Origin of the sequence: Sphingobium sp. Z007, assembly GCF_900013425.1 — a bacterium.
Taxonomy (GTDB): domain Bacteria; phylum Pseudomonadota; class Alphaproteobacteria; order Sphingomonadales; family Sphingomonadaceae; genus Sphingobium.
This window is the reverse complement of the sequence record NZ_FBXK01000005.1, coordinates 2,911,692-2,926,987: the sequence shown is the minus strand read 5'-3', so window position 1 is coordinate 2,926,987 and position 15,296 is coordinate 2,911,692. Positions and strand designations below refer to the sequence as shown.

Below are 15,296 nucleotides of genomic sequence, written 5' to 3'. Positions count from 1 at the left end.
TGAACTTCTACCGTTTGCCCTTCATTCTGTGCCGGTCACGAAGGGATGATGATGAAGGACCTGACGCAAGTCGTGCACCATCCGCAGGTAAACGAGCAGGGCTTCGCCAGTCTTGCCGTTCCGGTGTATCGCGCCTCCACCATCATATTCGACAGTGCGCAGGCCTATGCCGATCGCAAGGACCGTGGCCCGGACGGCTATAGTTACGGGCTGCATGGAACCCCCACGACCAAAATGCTCGAAGCGCAGCTCAGCGCGCTGGAACGGGCCGATCATTCGGTGATCCTGCCATCGGGTCAGGCGGCGATCGCGATCCTGTTTCTCACCATACTCAAGGCCGGCGACGACGTGCTGATCCCGGACAATGTCTATCCCGCCGTGCGTGGCTTCTGCCAGGATTATCTGGCCCCGCGCGGGATAGGCCATCGCATCTACGATCCGATGATCGGCGCGGGCATCGGCGACCTAATTGGCCCTGCAACGCGGCTCATATGGACCGAATCGCCAGGTTCCACATCGATGGAGGTCGGCGATCTGCCCGCCATCGCTGAGGTTGCGCGGGCGCGCAGCGTGCTGACGGGTTGCGACAATACATGGGCGACGCCCCTGTTGTTCAAGCCGCTGAACATAGGCATGGATTTTGCGATGGAAGCGCTCACCAAATATGTGGGCGGCCATTCCGATCTGTTGCTGGGGTCGCTCAGCCTGCGTGACCGGGCCTGGTATGAGCGCATCCGGTCCACGATGCGGATGCTGGGTATCGGCGTTTCGCCGGAAGATTGCGCGCTGGCGCTGCGCGGCATCGAAACCATGGGCGTGCGCATCAGCCATATCGGTGGGATTTCAACGGATTTCGCGCACCGGCTCCAGTCCATGCCGGCCGTGGCGAAGATCCTGCATCCCGCCCTGTCGGACTGCCCCGGCCACGACCACTGGAAACGCGACTTTTCAGGCGCGAGTGGGGTATTCAGCGTCGTGCTTGCGCCTGATTGCGATGGCGCGCTCGACCAGGCGCTTGGCGCCTTACACGTCTTTGCGATCGGCGCGTCGTGGGGCGGAAGCCGCAGCCTGATCGCCCCCATGTCGCTCGCGCAGGCCAGAACGGTCACGCCCTGGCCGCATGTCGGCCGGCTGCTGCGCATCTCCATCGGCCTGGAAGATCCGGCCGATCTCTGGGACGATCTCAGCCGGCTTCTGACGGCGCTGACCCCTGTCGGGGCTGACGGCTGATTCCATGAGACGGGGGCTTTCTTGCCTGGCGGCCTGTGGTCTGGCCCTGTCGGGATGCACGGCGCCAGCGCCCACGCCGGACATGACGGCGCCTGGCCATACGCTGGCGACCGTCAAGGCGCGTGGCTATGTCCTGTGTGGCGCCAATCGGGAAACGATCGGCTTCGGCGCGCCCGATGAAAGGGGTTATTGGCGCGGTATCGACGTCGATGTCTGTCGCGCGATCGCCGCCGCCATATTCGGCGATCGGGAAAAGACGCGCTTTGCGCCGCTCACCGGGCAGCAGCGTTTGACCGCGCTGCAAACCGGGGAGATCGACGTCCTGCCCCGCACCACCACCTGGACGCTTCAGCGCGACGCCAATGGGGTCAATTTCACCATCCCCAATTATTATGACTATACCGCCTTCATGGCGCGCAAGTCCGACGGGGTGGCCGAATTGGCCGACCTCGCGGGCGCGTCGGTCTGTGTCCAGACCGGGTCGATGACCGAAATCACCTTCGCCGACGTGTCCCGCAAATATCGCCTGAACCTGCGCCCGGTCATTTTCGACACTGTCATTGCGACGCGCCAGGCGTTCCTCGCCGGGCGCTGCGACGCGCTCATCACGGATGCGTCGGCGCTCCAGTCGGTGCGGATGACGCAGTCCACCCATCCCGACGATTATGTCATCATCCGCGCGGACGATCAGGTCGCTCCGTTGACCACGGCGGTGCGCCATGGCGACGACCAGTGGTTCGATATCGTGAAATTTGCGATCGACGCGATGATCGTCGCCGAACAGCTGGGCATTTCCCGCCGCAATGTCGATGCGATGCGCACGTCGGACGACCCCGCCGTGAAGCGCTTCCTGGGCATCGAGCCCGGCAACGGACGCGCGCTGGGGCTGAGGGAGGATTTCGCCTACCAGATCGTCAAGCAGGTCGGCAATTATGCCGAAATCTACGATGACAATCTGGGCGCGAACAGCCTGCTCAAAATTCCGCGTGGCCTGAACAGGCTTCAACGCGATGGCGGCCTGATGCTGCCGATCGGTTTTTACTGATGCGCAGGCGCGCGCCCCGCACCTGGCGATGGTGGGCGCCACAAGTGGTGCTTTTGGTCTCTCTTGTGCTGGCTCTCACATGGTTTGGCGCCAATCTCTTCCGCAACCTAATGCAGCGCGGCATCATGACCGGCTTCGATTTCCTCGAAAGCGCGGCGCGGTTTCCGATTTCGGAGACGATCCTGCCCTATGCGTCGATCGACAGTCTGGGCTGGGCCTTTATCGTGGGGACGGCCAATACTGCGTTTCTCACTGTCTCCATCCTGCTGCTGTCGACACTCCTCGGCTTGCCGCTTGCTCTGGCGCGGCGATCGGGCCATCCGCTCGCGGCCTATCTGGCCGGCAGCGTCATCGAACTGGTGCGCAATACGCCGCTCGTCGTGCAATTGCTATTTTGGTACGGGGCAATCACAATCAGCCTGCCGACGTCGCGGCACGCGCTCCAGCCGCTGTCGGGCTTTTTCCTAACCGACCGGGGCCTCTATTTTACGTCGTTCGGCATTAGCGGCACCGCGCTTCCGCTCCTGCTTCTGGCGAGCGGCGGCTTGATCCTGATCGCGGCACTGGCATGGCGTGGCCGTCTGCATCTCGCCAGCCTCGCGACGCTGGCGACCGTGCTGGCGTGCGGCGCGACCTGGATCGCCCTCGATCTGGGCGTTACCCCCGACACGCCGCAGCTGGGTCGTTTCAACTTTACCGGCGGCTTCACGCTGACCCCGGAATTTGTCGCGGTCATGGTGGGATCGGTCCTTTACGCCAGCGCCTTTGCCGCCGAGATTATCCGCGGCGCGATAGAGGCCGTCGCCAAAGGGCAGTGGGAAGCAGGCGCCGCCCTGGGCCTGACGGAGCGGCAATGCCTGCGCCTCGTCATCATGCCCCAGGCCTTACGGGTCATGATCCCGCCCATGACCAACCAGTTCATCAATATCCTCAAAAACTCGACCCTCGCTCTGGTCGTCGGATATCCTGAACTGAATTTCGTCGCCAACACCGCGATGAACCATAGCGGGCAAGCCGTCGAGACGATCGCCGTCCTGATCCTGGTCTTTCTAGGCGCGGCGGGCCTTATTGCCTATGCGATGAACCGCCTGAACGCGCGCGTGGCGCTGGTGGAACGATGACCTACGTCCGCACCGCCATCGAGCCTGTCCGACCTGCGCCATCAAAGCCGCGCCAGGCCCTTGCGCCTGTCTTGTTCGGCAATATGGCGAATATGCTGACGAGCCTGCTCATCCTTATGATGGCATGGACCGCGCTGCCGCATTTCCTCTCTTGGGCGTTCGTGCATGGCGTTTGGAGCGGCGATGGCGATAGTTGCCGTGACGCTGGCGCCTGCTGGGCCTTTCTCCGGGTCAAGCTGCCCTTCATCCTGCTGGGCCTCTACCCTGAAGCCGAACGCTGGCGGCCGATAGCGGTTGTCGTAATAGTAATCGCCCTGACATTATGGTCGATGCCGCCGCGCAACTGGACGCGCGCGACCCTGCTGGGTTGGCTGTTGGCTGTTCCGCTGTGCCTAATACTGATGACCGGCGGGATCGCCGGGCTGCGGTTCGTGCCGACGGGCGCGTGGGGCGGCCTGCCCATCACGCTGCTCCTGACGATCCTGTCGCTGGCGCTGGGGTTTCCGTTCGGCGTCCTGCTGGCGATCGCCCGTCGGTCGCGCTTTCCTGTCTATCGCTGGGTCGCGACCGCCTTTATCGAGGTCGCAAGAGCCTTGCCGCTGCTCACGCTGCTGTTCATCGCCGCGCTGATGGCACCGCTGCTGCTCCCGGACGGATGGACTATCGACAATCTCATCCGAGCGCTCATCGCCTTCACCCTGTCGTCGGCGGCCTATCTGGCGGAGGTGATCCGTGGCGGGCTGCAGGCTATCCCTCGCCAACAGGAAGAAGCGGCGCGGGCGCTGGGACTGGGGCGCACCGACGCGCTTTTCGCGATCATATTGCCCCAGGCGATCCGCAAGGTTCTCCCGCCGCTCACCAGCACCATCGTCGTCATCATCAAAAATACCAGTCTTGTGCTGGTGGTCGGGCTTTTCGACCTCCTGAGCGCCGGCCGGGTGGCGTTGAGCGATCCGCAATGGCCGACGCCCTATGCCGAAACCTATCTGGCGATCGCCCTCTTCTATTTCACGATCTGCTACGGTTTCGCCCGCTATTCCCTGCATCTGGAACGGACGCTCAAGGAGGCCGGTCGATGAGCGCGGTCAGGCTGTCGGGCGTCCACAAATGGTATGGCGACTATCACGCCCTGCGCAACGTCGATTTGTGCGTGGCGCCTGGCGAAAAGATCGTCATCTGCGGCCCGTCCGGGTCGGGCAAATCGACGCTGATCCGATGCATTAACGGCCTTGAACAGCATGACGAGGGCCAGATTCTGATCGGCGAGCAGGCGGTCCGGGACGATCCTCGCAGCCTGCACCATATCCGTTCGCGCGTCGGCATGGTGTTTCAGAGCTTCAACCTTTTTCCGCACCTGTCGATACTCCAGAACTGCATCGTCGCCCCCATGAAGGTCAAGGGCTTCTCCCGCGAGAATGCGCGCGACCTGGCGATGGCTTTCCTGGAGCGCGTCCACATCCTCGACCAGGCGGACAAATATCCCGGCCAGTTGTCAGGCGGGCAGCAGCAGCGCGCGGCGATAGCCCGCGCCCTGTGCATGCAGCCGGAAATCATGCTGTTCGACGAACCCACCTCCGCCCTGGACGCCGAAATGGTGAAGGAAGTGCTCGACATCATGGAGAGCCTGGCGCGCGACGGCATGACGATGCTGTGCGTCACCCATGAAATGGGTTTCGCGCGCCAGGTGGCGGACCGCGTGGTGTTCATGGACCAGGGCCAGATCATCGAGGTGGACCAGCCTTCGTCCTTTTTCTCGTCGCCGCAGCATGCGCGCACCCGCGCCTTCCTGCGCCAAATCCTTCGCTAAGAGGCCATCATGTTGCGTATCGCCAATCGCCTTGCCGAACTGGGCATTGCCCTGCCCGAACAATCGTCCCCCATCGCCAACTATCTGCCCTTCACGCGATCGGGCCGGATCGTCCATGTTTCAGGGCAGCTTTCGAAAAGCGCTTCGACCGATGTGAAGGGCACCGTCGGGATCGACCTGACGCTCGATCAGGCAAAGGCGGGCGCAAGGCTGTGCGGCATCAACCTGCTGGCGCAGTTTCGCAGCGCGTGCGGCGGCGACCTGGATCGCGTCGTCCGCGTCCTGCGGCTTGGCGGCTTTGTCCAGGGCGCACCGGACTTCGACGCTATCCCTGCTGTCATCAATGGCGCGTCCGACCTGATGGTCGATGTGTTCGGCGACCCTGGACGCCATGCCCGCTCGGCCGTGGGGGTCTTGCGCCTTCCCCTTGGCTACGCCGTCGAAGTCGACGCCGTCATCGAAATCGCGGTGTGACCGCCTCCCTCTTTCTGCACGACATCCCCATTCGGAGTAGTATCGCATGACCAATCGTCGCCAATTCCTATCCGGGGCCGGCGCAGCATCCGTTGCCGCCATGCTTGCCGGCAAGCCCGCACGCGCGGCGGACAAGCTGCCAGCGCTGCCGGCCAAGCTCGACTTCGCCGGACTGCAACGCAGCCTGGCCGGCCTCTATGATGTCGATCGTTCGATCGTCAATTTCGATGCCGCCTATTATGGGGCGATGACCAAATCCGTCCATGCCACCTATCTGGACAGGACCGGGTGGGTGAACCGCTATAATTCGACCTTCCTGCGCAGCGCTGTCGAAGGCGCGCCGCGCGACCCGGAACTCGACAAATCGCGCGATGGGGTAGCTGCGATGATCGGCGCGCAACCTGACGAGATCGCGCTTGCTGGCGGCGGGACGGAGGCGCTTTACGCCCTGATCGTCAACTATGGCCTGCTCAAGGCGGGTGATGCGGTCCTCTATTGCGACGTCGATTATGACGAGATGCAATATGCGATGGACTATCTGGAAAAGAGCCGGGGCGTCGATGTGGTCCGCTTCTCGTTGCCCGAACCCCACACCCGCGCCAACATCCTGGCCACTTATGAGAAGATACTGAAGGACACACCCAAGGCGAAGCTGCTGCTGCTGACCCATGTGTCGAACCGCAATGGCCTGATCCCGCCGGTCAGGGAGATCGTCGCCATGGCCAAGGCACGCGGCGTCGATGTCATTCTCGACAGCGCGCAGGCGGTAGGCCAGATGCCTTTCAACGTCGCCGATACCGGCGCCGACTTCATCGGCTTCTCGCTCCATAAATGGCTGGCGGCGCCGCTGGGCACCGGGGCCATCTACATTCGCAAGGACCGGCAGAAGGATATCCTCCCCTGGCTGGGCAACCGGATTCATGCCGCCGAAGACATCCGGTCGCGCATCCCGACCGGCACGGTCGATTTCGCCGCGCGGCTCACCATTCCGGCGGCCATCGCGGTTCAGAACAGCATCGGCCTCCCGCGCAAATTCGCCCATCTGCGCGCGCTGCGCGACTATTGGTATGGCCGTGCCGGTGACATCAGGGGGATCGAACGCATGTTGCCGCCAGAGACAGACAATTATGGCGCGATCAGCGCATTTCGCCTGCCCGGCATGAGGACGATCGAAGACACAAAGCGCGCGCAGGCGCAGTTCCTGGGCAAACACAAACTGCTGGTTGTTGCAAAGGCGGGCCTTGCGTCCGGGCCATTGCTGCGCGTCACCCCGGCCTTGTTCAACACCACCGACGAACTGGACCGGCTGGTGACGGCCATACATGCCGAGCGGACGATGTTCGCTTGACGTCCCGGCAGGGCGGCGGGCACGGCGGCCTGTCTCCGCCCCGCCTCAGCGCGATCGCGCGATCGACGGCTGATCCATCCGCTGCCGCCCAAGTCAGCGAGCCGGCACCACCCTTTGGTCAATATGTCCGAAATGGTTGCCAGGCACCTCCATACGGACATGGTCGCCGAACTTGAGGAACGGGTTTGTGGCGCCTGATCCCGGATCAGCTCTATGGCGCGCCGTTCCGACAAACGGCAGGAACCGACCTCGTCATAGGCCGCGTTCGACACCGTGCCCGATCCGATGATCGTTCCGGCGACCAGATCATGAGCGCGCGCGGCGTGGGCGACAAGATCGTGGAAGCCGAACGCCATTTCCCCACCATGGGGATGACCAAACCACACGCCGTCGAGGGTGACGCGCAGCGGCAGATGGACCCGGCCGTCCGCCCCGACCTCGCCCAGTTCGTCCGGCGTTACGGCAAAGGTGCGACCGCGCAGGCAGGCTTTGCTTGCACCCAACCAAAGCCCGTTTCATCTCGACTGGCGCGATCGCGCGCAACGACCAATCGTTGATGAGAAGGACGAGCTTGATGCGGCCAAAGGCGTCCTGCGGCGTCGTTCCCATCGGCACGGCGTCGGTGATGATGCCGAACTCCCCCTCGAAATCGATGCCGTCATCCTCGCTGGTCAGCGGCACGTCCTGCGTGCCGGACAGGAAGCGATCGGACAGCCCCTGATACATGAGCGGCCGGTCCGTCTCGATCGGGGGCAGGTTGAACGCCTTTTGCATCCGTTCGCCATGCTGGGGAAAGGCCGACCCATCCAGCCATTGCCAGGCACGCGGCAGCGGCGCGAGCAGACGCGCCTGGTCGAGCACCGTCCCCTCCCCGTGATCCAGCCGATCGGCGAGCGCCCGCAGGTGTGGTTCGGCCACCGTCCATCGCTCGATCGCCTGCTGCAACGTATCGGCGACGGGCGCGCCGGGAAGACAGCGCGTCGCATCCCGTGACACGACGACCAACGCGCCGTCGGGGGCGCCATTGTCCAAAGTCGCGAGGCGCATGGCCTTAATCCTCGATAATGGCGACGGCGCGGGTCCACCCGGCCGATGCGCCCTTGATCTTGTGCGGGAAGCAGCTGACGGTGAAACCGTGGGACGGCAGCGCTTCCAGATTGTGCAGCTTTTCCAGGTGGCAATAGCCGATGTCCCGGCCCGCCTTATGCCCTTCCCAGATCAGCGACGTGTCGCCGGTTTCCTTCACCCTTTGCGCCGTATAGCTGAACGGCGCGTCCCAACTCCAGGCATCAGTGCCGGTGACGCGCACGCCGCGGGTGGTGAGATACATGGTCGCTTCATAGCCCATGCCGCAACCGACATCGACGAAGTCGGGCCGCCCCAGCGCCTTGCCGGCCGCCGTGTTGACAAGGACGATATCAAGCGGCTGGAGATCGTGGCCGATGCGGACCAGTTCCGCCTCCACGTCTGCGGCCGTGACCACATAGCCGTCGGGGAAATGGCGGAAGTCGAGCTTCACACCCGGACGAAAACACCAGTCGAGCGGCACTTCATCGATCGTGATCGCCCGCTCAGCTTTACCTTCTTTGGCATCCATGGTGGGATGATAATGATAGGGCGCGTCCAGATGCGTGCCGTTATGCGTCGTCAACGTCACCCATTCCGCAGCGGCAAAGCCAGCGCCGTCCGGCGTCTGGTCGGCCGTGACGCCGGGGAAGAAATGCTGGAGTTCGGCCACCGTCTCGCCATGCGTCTGATAGGTGATCTTGGGACGCAGGAAGGGTGGATCGGACACCACATCATTGTCGAGCGTGATCGAAAGATCAATGAATTGGCGGGTCATGTCTGATTTCCTGATTGACGAAGGAGGGCGATGAGCATGATCGGGGTCACGACGGCAGACAGGGTCGCGCCATAAACCGCCTTGAGCAGCAGGACATCGCCGGCGTCCATCGAACCGTTGAGGGAAATGCGGGTGAGCAGGGCCGCAAGAGCGCCGGGCAGCAGGGCGGCTGCGACCGCCATCGCGACCGCGCGCCGCAGAATGTCCCCTACCCCCACGCCTAGCCGCTTGCGCAGCAGGAGGGCGGGCACAAGCGTTCCCATCAAGGCGATCATGAACGATTGCGGCAGGAAATCCCATGCCAAGGCCGCGGATGGCACCGGCCGGTCGAGACCGAACAGCAGCAGGCCTATGCCGGCGCTGATCGTGCCGTTGACGAGGATGCTGATCAGGGTTTCCCGGACGATCAACGCCGACACCGTCATGCGGTCCGGCCGTCCAGCGTTTCGGCGAACCAGTCAGCGATGGCATCGCGGCCATAGGCCATATTGTCGGCGCCGACATGTTCCACCCCGCCTTCGCTGTCGGTAAAGATCACCTTTTCGCGGCGCGGGCTGTTGACGAGCTGGTCGTAGAGATTGTCGGCATCGGACAGGCTGATCTGTCGGTCCTTGGCGCCGTGCGTCACCAGGAACGGCACGATAATCCGGTCCATATGGCCGTTGAGGTTCATGTCCGCGCTCTTGGCGTGGAAATCCTCCATGTCGCTCGCGCCGAACGCCCACATGACATGCGCCCAATAATGGGGCACCGGATTTTCGCCTTTGCGGTTCAGGCGCTTCTGCTGCACCTCCGCCCAATTATGGTTGGCGCCCCATACCGCGCCGCTGGCGAAGCGCGGTTCATAGGCCACCGCCCGCGGCGTGGCCGCGTCGCGGATCGGCTGGCACATGTCGATGATCTCGCCAAGCTGCGCGCCCGACTCCATCGCAATCGAAACCGACAGGTTCCAGATATAGTTGGGGAAATATTCGAACAGCGCCATGGTTATGCTTCCCCCTTCACACTTCTACGGCGTGGAACAGGCCTGTATCGGCCTCCGGGTGCGGATGGTCTGCGGCCCGCCGACGCCAATGCCCCACTGGTCCACCGTCCTGGGGCCAGGCACATGGACCTTGGCCTCATGACTTTCGAAGTCCACCTCCTCCAGTTCAGACGTATATTCGACCGCAAAGCCGGCAGGCGTGGTGAAATAGCTAAAGGTGTTGTTGCCCGCCGTGTGCCGGCCCGGACCCCAGCGGATGTCCGTCCCCCTTCTGCTTGAGGCGATTGATCCCGGTCATCATGTCGGCCAAACTTCGCTCTCCACTTTTATCCAGTGGAAGCCAGTCTAGCGTCGGAAAAAAATATCAAAATTCAATTGTCTGGATAGTCAGCTATCCATCATATTTATGGATGGCGGCAGCGCGTAATTCGGACCTCAGCCAGCGCAGGCCTTCGTCCGTTGCACGAGTCTGATGAAACTGGACCAGTTCCTCCATCACCGGGAAGGGGAATGGCAAGGGCTGATAGACGATCGGGAACATCCGGGCCGCAGCAAGCGCCAGCCGTTCGTGCATGATGGCCAGCCGTTGGGTTCCGACCAGCAGCCAAGGCACGGTCGTAAAGGACGATGCCGACACCTCGATACGCCGATGCTTGCCCATGAGGGTCAACTGTCGATCTGCGAAAGCTGCATTGGATAGCGTGCCGATCGCGATGGCGACATGGCCGGCCGCCAGAAAGCGCTGCTCGTCCAGTGGCGTGGACAGCATTTCATTCCCACTCCACCCCACCACCACATGCTGCTCTTCAAATAGCAGTTCGCTTGGATGATCCTGCGACAGGAATTCACGCGGGCTGATCATCAGGTCAGCCTTGCCCGCCGCGATCAGCGGTATGCTTTGTTCGCCCGGCGACATGAGCTGTACCGTGACGGTCGGCGCTTCGACCACAAGGCGCGCCAGCAAGGGGGCGATGACAGCGGCGACGACATAGTCTGACGCGATGACCTTGAAGAGGCGTTGAGACGATTGCGGATCGAACGACGCCGATGTTGCAAGCAGCGTTTCAATCCCGCCCAGGCATTCGCGCACCAGGGGCGAGAGGCTCTCGGCAAAGGCTGTGGGATACATGCGCTTGCCATGACTGACGAGCAGAGGGTCACCGAAATAATCCCGCAGCCGCGACAAGGCAGCGCTCATGGCAGGCTGGCTCAGATGCATCTGACGCGCTGTTTCCGACACCGAATGGGTCTGCATCAGCCCTTCAAATACGGCGAGCAGATTTAGGTCGAGGCCGCGAAACCGCATGATCCATCCGTTCCATGATTGGATACCGATAAGATCAAATGATTTAACCTATACGCCCTTCCTGTCTAGGCTTTCCTGACAGACGCGCCGGACCAGCCGCGCGCATTGGGAGAGGAGACGACCATGAAGGCAGCCCTGCTAGCGACAGCCGCCGTTTTTCTAGCGCTCATCTCACCCGTTCACGCCCAGGCGGGCGCGGCGGACGATTAGGCGACCGGGGGCGGCATCGCGGACATCATCGTTACGGCGCAGGGCCGTAGCGAAAATCTCCAGAAGGCTGCCATCGCGGTCAGCGCCGGCTTCGTCAATCCGGCCCAGGGCAATTTCACCCCGATCATCCTGGATATCGTCAGCAATCCGCGCACCGATGTCGACTTCAACAAGCTGACCTGGAAGGCGGGCGTTGAGTTCGATGTCGGTCCGCGGTCGCTGCTCTACGCTTCGGCCGCCACCGACTTCAAATCCGGGGCGCTGTTTGCCGCGACCGGCCGGAATTATTCCGCGCCGGAAAATATGCGGGTCTATACGATAGGCTCGAAGAACCGCTTCTTCGACAACAAGGTGCAGCTCAACGCCGAAGCCTGCTACTGGAGATATAAGGACCGGCAGATATCCCATCTTGGTCCCGTTCAGGTCGCCAGCACCCCGGCAGGCTCAATCTTCGGCCCGGTCTTCATCACCGAAAATGCGGGCAAATCGACCATCGACGGTCTTGAACTGGAAGCCCTGTTCCAGCCGTCCGCCAACGCCCAATTTTCCGCCAACATCCAGTATCTCCACACCAAATATGGCGAGCTGATCTATCAGGCCTATTCGACTACGGGCATTGCGCCCGTCATCGGCTGCGCGGTCACGCCGACGGCCCTGACCGGCGCATCGCCGGCCGCGCGCATATTCGACGTCAACTGTTCGGGGCGATCGCTGGTCAATGCGCCCTAATAGGTGTTCAACCTGGGCTATGAACATGGGTTCCAGCTGGGCGATCATGGCCGGATCACGGCCGCCATGGATACGCGGATCGAAACATCGCGCTATCTCTCGCTCGATTTTCTCGATCTGGGCCGGCAGGGCAGCTATATGATGTCGAACACGCGTCTGACCTACGAGACGCCATCGGGCAATTTTGCGCTCACCGGCTTTGTCAACAATATCGAAAATGAACTGGTGTTCGCCAACTCGCTGCAAAGTCCGGCCAAGCCCGGTGTGATCTACAACCAGCTTCGCCCGCCCCGCACCTATGGCGTGCGCGCGGGCTTTCGTTTCTGATCGGGCATATAGGGGCCGACGCATAGCATAGGCGGGTAGGCGGAATGGCAATCCCGCTTACCGCTTTGTGGGGTTATCGGTCGGCATGGACGGGTCGCGGCCCAGAAACAGTTGCGCGATCAGCGTGCGAAACCAGACGATCGCCGGATCGCCATCCACCCTGCGATGCCAGAATTGCTGAAGGCTGATGAGAGGCGTTTCGAACGGCGGCGGCAGCAGCTTGAGCGGCGCCATAGTGGCCAAGATGGCCGCGACCGCATGGGGCACGGTGGAGATCAGGTCGGACCCGGCGACCAGCAGCGGCACGCTCATGAAATGGGGCGACTGCAACTGGATGCGACGCGACAGGCCCAGTTGCTGCATCCGGGTTTCGACCAATTCCTGGCTGCGCCCCTTTTGCGACACCAGAATATGACCCAGGCCCAGAAACTGGTCGAGCGACAGGCTGTCGCCGATGGTCGGGTGATCGCGCCGCACGATGCAGCTGAAGGGATGATCGAACAGGGTCTGGCACAGGAAGCTGCTGCCCTGAAGGTCCGGGAAATAGCCAAGCGCGATGTCGACCACGCCGTCCGCCATCGCCCTTTCGAGTTCCTGGGGCGGCATGGAATGACAGCGCAGGGTGGCGCCCGGCGCGCGATCCTTCAGCACCTCCAGCAATGTCGGCAGGAAAACCAGTTCGCCGATGTCCGACGTGCTGATCGAAAAGCAGCGTTGCGAACGGAGCGGATCGAAGACCGGCAGACCCATCAACTCCGCGTCGACCGTCTCCAAAATCCGTCGAACCGGCTCCCGCAGCCGATCCCCCATCGGCGTGGGCTGCATGGCGTTGCCGATGCGCACCAGCAAATCATCATTGAAAAACTGGCGCAGTTTGCTGAGTGCGAAACTGACATTGGGCTGGCTCATATTCAGCCGCCGTGCGGTGGCATGCACCCCGCGCTCCTCCAGCAGGATGTCGAGCACCACCAGCAGGTTCAGATCCAGTCTGCGGTAATCCATCCTACTGATCTAGCATATCAGCATAACTAGTTACATCGATCAGTTCGAACCGCGCTAAGCCAGTTGGAAGATAGAATAGGAGAGCGCATTGACCCAGCAGCCCGCATCCGCCGGCGAACCCTCTTTCCTTACCGACATCTGGTATGTCGCGGGGTGGGGCCATGAACTGACGCCTGGCGCGCGCACCGCCCGCACGATCATGGATCAGCCCCTGGTGCTGTTTCGCACCGAAGCCGGGACGGTCGCCGCGCTGGAGGATCGCTGCTGCCACCGCGCCATGCCGCTGAGCGAGGGGATGGTCGTCGGGGACAATATCCGATGCACCTATCATGGCCTGGAATTCGCGACCGACGGCGCCTGCGTCCGTATTCCAGCGCAAGACAAGATTCCAGCCACTGCGCGTGTCCGCCGCTATCCGCTCGTCGAAAAGGACGCCTTGTTGTGGATATGGATGGGCGACGCGGCAAAGGCCGACCCGGCCGCCATTCCCGATCATCCCTGGCATAATGATCCGGGCTGGGCCTGGCGCAGCGCCCATTATGACGTGCAGGGCAACTGGCAACTGCTGGTCGATAACCTCATGGACCTGTCCCACCTGCCCTATATTCATCCGCGCACGATCGGCGGCGATCCCGAATTGCATTTCAGGACGCCGACGCAGGCGACCCGCTTTCCCGATGGCGTCAGGGTAGAGCGCCGCATGCCGTCGTCTGTACCACCGCCGACCTATGTCGCGGCGGCTGGCTTTGCCGGGCTGGTCGATCGCTGGCAGGAAATCGAATTCCATCCGATGTTCATCCGCATCCACACCGGTGCCTGCGACGAAGGCACGGGCGCCTATGACGGCGATCGATCGCATGGCCTGTCGATGCTGGGTTTCCACGGCATCACGCCGGAAACCGAAGGCACGACCCATTATTTCTGGTCGATGGCGACCAACATCACCCAGGGGGACATTCCCGACCTCGTCTTTGAACAGACGGCGCGCACCTTCAAGGAAGATCAGATCGTGCTGGAGATGCAGCAGCGGCGGATCGCGCGCGAACCGGGGCGGCCGATGCTGGACATCGCCAGCGACGTGGGCGGGCGACAGACCCGCCAGTTCATCCAGCGCCTGTTCCGGGCGCAGCGGGGGGAAGACAGCGCGGCTGCGTAACCGGGCGCAGCTACATTATTTTACCAGCAACGGCCCCAGTTCCGCTATCCGCCCGCCGGGCGCCGCCTGTTGCAACAGGCGGCCGAGCAATTCTATGGCGTCCTCGGTCTCCGCACGGCGGGGCAGATAGCGCTCCGCGATGGACAGGCCGCGAACCGACCACACCATCAGGCGCATGATCGTCAGGGCCTGCGCCTCGTCGCCGCCAAAGGCGCCCCGCATCACGGCTAGCGCCGATCGTTCGACCGCTTCTTGCATCGGTACGACCAGCGCCGCCAGTTCGGGATCGCTGCGCGTCGCCTGCAATATCTCCAGCACGGCCATGCCCGACGGGCGGCCCAGCACGGCCCAGAGCAGGCGAGGCCAGTCGTAGAGATGATTGCCCAGTCCCGTGCGGGCCCGGACATCCTCATATTCCGCCATTTCATGATCGAAGACATGCCGCACGACGTCGGCCATCAACGCCGCCCGCGTCGCGAAATGATGCAGCATGGCACCGCGGCTGACGCCCGCTGTTTGCGCGATGAGCGTGGTGCTGGCCCCGGCATAGCCCCATTCCCCGATCGCGGCGATCGTGGCGTCGATCAGCGCCATGCGGGTCGTAGCGGTGCGCTCCTCCTGGGTCCGGCGGAGTTTGGGTATGGTTTGGTCCTGCATCTGGTCTTCCTCCCCGGTGCACCGCTTATGCCGCGCCACCGATCCTGCTCTCTCAA

The 15,296-nt window shown here is 62.8% G+C and carries 15 protein-coding genes and 4 pseudogenes; 10 read left to right on the top strand and 9 right to left on the bottom strand.

Annotated elements, in window-relative coordinates; translation table 11 throughout:
* The first annotated feature begins 51 nt into the window (after positions 1-51).
* The 7 genes from CEQ44_RS22095 to CEQ44_RS22065 all read left to right on the top strand — a co-directional run bounded on the left by CEQ44_RS22095 (position 52) and on the right by CEQ44_RS22065 (position 7,025).
* On the top strand, positions 52-1,230 hold the full coding sequence (locus CEQ44_RS22095) for a PLP-dependent aspartate aminotransferase family protein (protein WP_088184241.1): 1,179 nt from the start codon (positions 52-54) through the stop codon (positions 1,228-1,230).
* An 82-nt stretch (positions 1,231-1,312) separates the two neighbouring features.
* On the top strand, positions 1,313-2,275 hold the full coding sequence (locus CEQ44_RS22090; protein ID WP_254913853.1) for an amino acid ABC transporter substrate-binding protein: 963 nt from the start codon (positions 1,313-1,315) through the stop codon (positions 2,273-2,275).
* 65 nt (positions 2,276-2,340) lie between these two features.
* Complete coding sequence (locus CEQ44_RS22085) at positions 2,341-3,396, top strand: ABC transporter permease subunit (protein ID WP_254913854.1); 1,056 nt, start codon at positions 2,341-2,343, stop codon at positions 3,394-3,396.
* A complete protein-coding gene (locus tag CEQ44_RS22080; protein ID WP_088184198.1) occupies positions 3,393-4,475 on the top strand; it encodes an amino acid ABC transporter permease in 1,083 nt (360 codons plus the stop codon). Before CEQ44_RS22085 ends, CEQ44_RS22080 begins: the two co-directional genes overlap by 4 nt.
* Complete coding sequence (locus tag CEQ44_RS22075) at positions 4,472-5,203, top strand: amino acid ABC transporter ATP-binding protein (RefSeq protein ID WP_088184199.1); 732 nt, start codon at positions 4,472-4,474, stop codon at positions 5,201-5,203. The genes CEQ44_RS22080 and CEQ44_RS22075 overlap by 4 nt, the downstream gene beginning before the upstream one ends.
* A gap of 9 nt (positions 5,204-5,212) precedes the next feature.
* On the top strand, positions 5,213-5,677 hold the full coding sequence (locus CEQ44_RS22070; RefSeq protein WP_088184200.1) for a RidA family protein: 465 nt from the start codon (positions 5,213-5,215) through the stop codon (positions 5,675-5,677).
* Positions 5,678-5,723: 46 nt separating this feature from the next.
* Positions 5,724-7,025: an aminotransferase class V-fold PLP-dependent enzyme gene (locus CEQ44_RS22065; protein ID WP_088184201.1), complete on the top strand. Its 1,302-nt coding sequence runs from the start codon at positions 5,724-5,726 to the stop codon at positions 7,023-7,025.
* Positions 7,026-7,342: 317 nt separating this feature from the next.
* Here CEQ44_RS22065 and CEQ44_RS25420 read toward each other — a convergent pair.
* The 7 genes and pseudogenes from CEQ44_RS25420 to CEQ44_RS22040 form a co-directional block, all read right to left on the bottom strand.
* Positions 7,343-7,528: pseudogene (locus tag CEQ44_RS25420) on the bottom strand (hypothetical protein); the annotation flags it as partial.
* Positions 7,527-8,072: pseudogene (locus tag CEQ44_RS25415) on the bottom strand (fumarylacetoacetate hydrolase family protein); the annotation flags it as partial. The pseudogenes CEQ44_RS25415 and CEQ44_RS25420, both read right to left, overlap by 2 nt.
* A 4-nt stretch (positions 8,073-8,076) precedes the next feature.
* Positions 8,077-8,868: a cyclase family protein gene (locus CEQ44_RS22055; RefSeq protein WP_088184202.1), complete on the bottom strand. Its 792-nt coding sequence runs from the start codon at positions 8,866-8,868 to the stop codon at positions 8,077-8,079.
* Positions 8,865-9,293 carry a hypothetical protein gene (locus CEQ44_RS22050; RefSeq protein ID WP_088184203.1) on the bottom strand — a complete coding sequence of 143 codons (429 nt, stop codon included), beginning with the start codon at positions 9,291-9,293 and terminating at the stop codon, positions 8,865-8,867. Before CEQ44_RS22050 ends, CEQ44_RS22055 begins: the two co-directional genes overlap by 4 nt.
* Positions 9,290-9,730, bottom strand: a pseudogene (locus CEQ44_RS22045) (alpha/beta hydrolase family protein); the annotation flags it as partial. The pseudogene CEQ44_RS22045 and the gene CEQ44_RS22050, both read right to left, overlap by 4 nt.
* A 139-nt stretch (positions 9,731-9,869) precedes the next feature.
* A pseudogene (locus tag CEQ44_RS25175) lies at positions 9,870-10,166 on the bottom strand (oxidoreductase); the annotation flags it as partial.
* Between the two features lie 78 nt (positions 10,167-10,244).
* Positions 10,245-11,159 (bottom strand): LysR family transcriptional regulator, encoded by a 915-nt coding sequence (locus tag CEQ44_RS22040; protein ID WP_088184205.1) that lies wholly within the window; start codon positions 11,157-11,159, stop codon positions 10,245-10,247.
* Positions 11,160-11,384: 225 nt separating this feature from the next.
* Between CEQ44_RS22040 and CEQ44_RS24755 the strand changes: the two genes are divergently transcribed.
* Both CEQ44_RS24755 and CEQ44_RS24750 read left to right on the top strand, forming a co-directional pair.
* Positions 11,385-12,098: a TonB-dependent receptor domain-containing protein gene (locus CEQ44_RS24755; protein WP_217895017.1), complete on the top strand. Its 714-nt coding sequence runs from the start codon at positions 11,385-11,387 to the stop codon at positions 12,096-12,098.
* A 3-nt stretch (positions 12,099-12,101) separates the two neighbouring features.
* Positions 12,102-12,425, top strand: a complete 324-nt coding sequence (locus CEQ44_RS24750) for a hypothetical protein (protein WP_217895016.1) — start codon at positions 12,102-12,104, stop codon at positions 12,423-12,425.
* Between the two features lie 57 nt (positions 12,426-12,482).
* Here CEQ44_RS24750 and CEQ44_RS22030 read toward each other — a convergent pair whose 3' ends face one another.
* Positions 12,483-13,427 (bottom strand): LysR family transcriptional regulator, encoded by a 945-nt coding sequence (locus tag CEQ44_RS22030; RefSeq protein WP_088184206.1) that lies wholly within the window; start codon positions 13,425-13,427, stop codon positions 12,483-12,485.
* Positions 13,428-13,515: 88 nt separating this feature from the next.
* On the opposite strand from CEQ44_RS22030, the gene CEQ44_RS22025 reads away from it, so the two are divergent.
* Positions 13,516-14,583, top strand: coding sequence for an aromatic ring-hydroxylating dioxygenase subunit alpha (locus CEQ44_RS22025; protein ID WP_088184207.1), 1,068 nt, complete (start codon positions 13,516-13,518; stop codon positions 14,581-14,583).
* A gap of 15 nt (positions 14,584-14,598) precedes the next feature.
* Here the strand turns inward: CEQ44_RS22025 and CEQ44_RS22020 are convergent, their stop codons facing one another.
* Entirely contained in the window at positions 14,599-15,240 is a 642-nt protein-coding gene (locus CEQ44_RS22020) for a TetR/AcrR family transcriptional regulator (RefSeq protein WP_088184242.1), read from the bottom strand.
* Positions 15,241-15,296: the final 56 nt, after the last annotated feature.